3 protein-coding genes and 2 pseudogenes are annotated in these 2,994 nt (G+C 55.8%); 2 read left to right on the forward strand and 3 right to left on the reverse strand.

The window, feature by feature from the left end; genetic code table 11:
- The 3 genes and pseudogenes from C8R14_RS13085 to C8R14_RS13885 form a co-directional block, all read right to left on the reverse strand.
- Positions 1 to 160 (reverse strand): annotated as a pseudogene (locus C8R14_RS13085) (IS481 family transposase); the annotation flags it as partial.
- A 120-nt stretch (positions 161 to 280) separates the two neighbouring features.
- The gene (gene pyk / locus C8R14_RS13090; protein ID WP_240142169.1) at positions 281 to 1,759 is read right to left on the reverse strand and encodes a pyruvate kinase; all 1,479 of its coding nucleotides are present in this window, start codon (positions 1,757 to 1,759) and stop codon (positions 281 to 283) included.
- Positions 1,732 to 2,064 (reverse strand): ferritin family protein, encoded by a 333-nt coding sequence (locus C8R14_RS13885; protein WP_011634064.1) that lies wholly within the window; start codon positions 2,062 to 2,064, stop codon positions 1,732 to 1,734. Before C8R14_RS13885 ends, pyk begins: the two co-directional genes overlap by 28 nt.
- Before the next feature lie 336 nt (positions 2,065 to 2,400).
- Between C8R14_RS13885 and C8R14_RS13100 the strand changes: the two genes are divergently transcribed.
- Complete coding sequence (locus tag C8R14_RS13100; protein ID WP_011634065.1) at positions 2,401 to 2,688, forward strand: hypothetical protein; 288 nt, start codon at positions 2,401 to 2,403, stop codon at positions 2,686 to 2,688.
- 40 nt (positions 2,689 to 2,728) lie between these two features.
- A pseudogene (locus C8R14_RS13105) lies at positions 2,729 to 2,898 on the forward strand (IS5/IS1182 family transposase); the annotation flags it as partial.
- Positions 2,899 to 2,994: the final 96 nt, after the last annotated feature.

The following is a 2,994-nucleotide window of genomic DNA, read 5'->3' on the forward strand; positions in this document are numbered from 1 at the left end:
TCGGTGCATCGTGGGTGAATTCCCGCTTCCGCCACTTCGCTACCGTTTTTGGATTAATCCCATGCCGCTTGGCCAGAACATTCAGACTCTCTTGACTATTTTGTATCGCTCGACGTACCGCCGCTGTCGTGCGGGCGCTTCCGTGTAATATCTGTCCCATAAATCATCCCTCCGTAGCTGGTTATATGTTACACCAGCACACCGTGGGACTAAACACCTAATATCTGTTTGATAATGCCAAACACGGGCTCGGCCAGCGCATCACTTGGTAGCAGGATCGTTAACTGTTGTCCACGCGCATTACCTGTAGTGTATCGGCCGCGCCCTGTGCTGCCCCGGAGGTGGACAACATGACGACGGGATCGCCTGGCTGAGCAAGCCCTTGCGCGCACAGCCAGTGGCTGGCCAAGTACAGGCACGATTGCGGTTCAAACTCCGCCACGGCTAACAACGGTGATACGCCCCAGACCACCGCCAGACGGCGGCACAAGTCTTCAGAGTCAGCCATAACCACTAGCGGCGCCGCGGGCCGGAAGCGGGCAATCCCCAGCGCGGTCGCTATATCCCTGACGGGGGCAATGATGGCTTTAGCGTTGAGACGGGCCGCAAGCTGGCAGGCAACCAGGCTGATGGGGTTTGTCGCTGGGGTCGACTCACTTGCCCGTAGCCGGTCACGTGCAACGCGTACTGCATACTCGGTTTCAGTGGCCGTCAGTACCCGCTGCAGAATTTCGGCAGCAGCCACTGGAAAGCGTCCGATGGCGGTCTCGGCGGACAGCATCACGCCGTCCGTCCCATCAAGCATAGCATTGGCGACATCCGTCACCTCGGCACGTGTTGGTTGTTCCTGAGTAACCATGGATTCGAGCATCTGGGTGGCGGTGATCACCGGGCGTGCCTGGGCATTGGCCAAGGCGATGATCCGTTTCTGGACCAGGGGTATCTCAGCCAGATCGGTCTCCACCCCCAAATCCCCGCGAGCCACCATCACACCATCGGACGTCGCCATGATCGCATCGAGGTCGACCAGAGCTTGGCGTTTTTCGATCTTGGCCATCAGCAAAGGCTGCTGGCCGGGCGGCAGCAGTGTCCGGACGCGGATCAGGTCATCAGCGGACTGGACAAACGACACGCCGATCCACTCCGCCTGTTGCTCCAGCGCAAAGACCAAGTGCCGGCGGTCATCGTCTGTCGGTATGAGCACCGAGCGTTTGGATTCTGGCACGTTGATGCCCGAACCCGATGTGACCGTCCCGCTGACGAGCACCTGGCAGACAACCCGCTCCGCGCCAGCGATTTTAACCTCAAGCCTGATCGCGCCGTCCGCGAGATATACTGACTCACCCACACGCAGCGCCTGCAGTAACGCCGGGTGCTTTACCGGTAGCCCATCTGGAGGATCGGCCTCGAGCGCCAGGATCACATCCGCGCCCAGATGCAGTTCGCGCGCACCGTTGGACAACTCCCCCAGCCGGAACTTCGGTCCTGGCAGGTCCATCAGGACGGCGATGAACCGTCCCGCTTGTTGCGCCAATTGACGCACCTGCTGAATCCGGCGGGCATGGCTGGCGTGGTCGCCGTGCGACAGATTGAAGCGGGCGACATCCATCATCCCCGCGCCGATCAGTCGCGCCAACACGCCCGGTTGATCGGTCGCCGGACCCAGGGTGCAGATGATCTTTGTTCGATGCCAAGGGAGTTGGGGCATCTCTGCCTGTGCGGGGCCGTCCATCAGCTTGGATTCGGGAATGCGGACCATCTCATGAGCCACTGTACGCTTAGTGTGTTGAGGTGCCAAGGACGCCAAGAATTATCACGCGCCGCCCCGTCATAAAACAGAACCACGCTGCCTTCCCTGATGGGCAGCAGGCCGAAACCGATCACAATCACAGCAATCACCCGGATCCGGATAGCGCGTTGCCTGTGTGCTGTCATGTGCATCACAGCGCCGTTGTACCAGCCGATTGCCTCAAGCTCTTCCATCAACGAGACAATGGTGCGATGCATATCGCACGTTTCAATCGAAAGGTTTTCAAGCCGCTCGTGAAAATCGGTGCTGAGCATGGTTTGTCTCCTTGCTAGGGGTTCGGGAACATAAGAATTTCGAGAGCTGGAGTTTCATCAGGTTTTCTCAATACTACCGCGTCGGTAAATCGCAAAAACACCAAGTGGGGTACAGAAAAAATAAACCACTTTTTCCATGGTTGCTAAATGTGTTGAAAGTTGGCCCAGCTGCCAACCATTGTGTTAACTGATTAAATGTGAGTATATTCCGGTTCAGTTAACATGAAAAGCCAAAGATTCTGCAGCATTTTGGCGCTTCAGGCGAAAGACACCCAAGGGTAAAAATCTATCCAGTGATAAAAAGGATTGAAAGAGTGAGTACAAGATCAGGATGACTTGAAAAGATCGTGGATTTGTGCAGGCACTCTAGACGGCCTGCCCAGGCAGGCCGAGCTGATCAAGAATTTTGGTAATCGCGCTGGATTCCAAGATGGCGGTAATGATTTTCATATCCTCTCCACAACGCGGACAGTGTTCGATATCGCTATCAAACACCCGCTTGAACAGGCACGCCCAACCGATACGCGCAGAAACCGGTGGATATTGTGCATCGTCATATTCGTATCGGATGGGCTGCTTTTGCCTGTCTTTTCACCTGGAATAATCTTTGGGCGCAAGCACTAAAGTGGAGAATTCACTTAGATGTTTAGTCTCACGGTGTGCTGGAATGAGCCTGCTGGAGTGGGCGTTAAAAAATCCGTTGGCGAGGTTCGTACCAGACAGGGGCGCAACGCCTGCACGTCATTTTTGATCGTGGACGCGCAGAGCGTGAAAAATACGGACACGGCGGGCCAGAAGGGTTATGACGCGGGCAAAGAGGTCTCTGGCATCAAACTAACGTGGTCAAGTAAAATCGGACACCTCAGTTAAGCTGCTTTTATCGATTTTGCTGCTTCTGCTTCATATTGATTCGGACTTTTGTAATCCAGG

The organism is Nitrosomonas eutropha (genome assembly GCF_003201195.1).
Classification (GTDB): Bacteria; Pseudomonadota; Gammaproteobacteria; order Burkholderiales; family Nitrosomonadaceae; genus Nitrosomonas; species Nitrosomonas eutropha.

Bases quoted from the DNA above. Each gene is read 5' to 3' on its own strand.
- pyk (WP_240142169.1), bottom strand. From the start codon at position 1,759: ATGGTCCGCATTCCCGAATCCAAGCTGATGGACGGCCCCGCACAGGCA.
- C8R14_RS13885 (WP_011634064.1), bottom strand. From the start codon at position 2,064: ATGCTCAGCACCGATTTTCACGAGCGGCTTGAAAACCTTTCGATTGAA.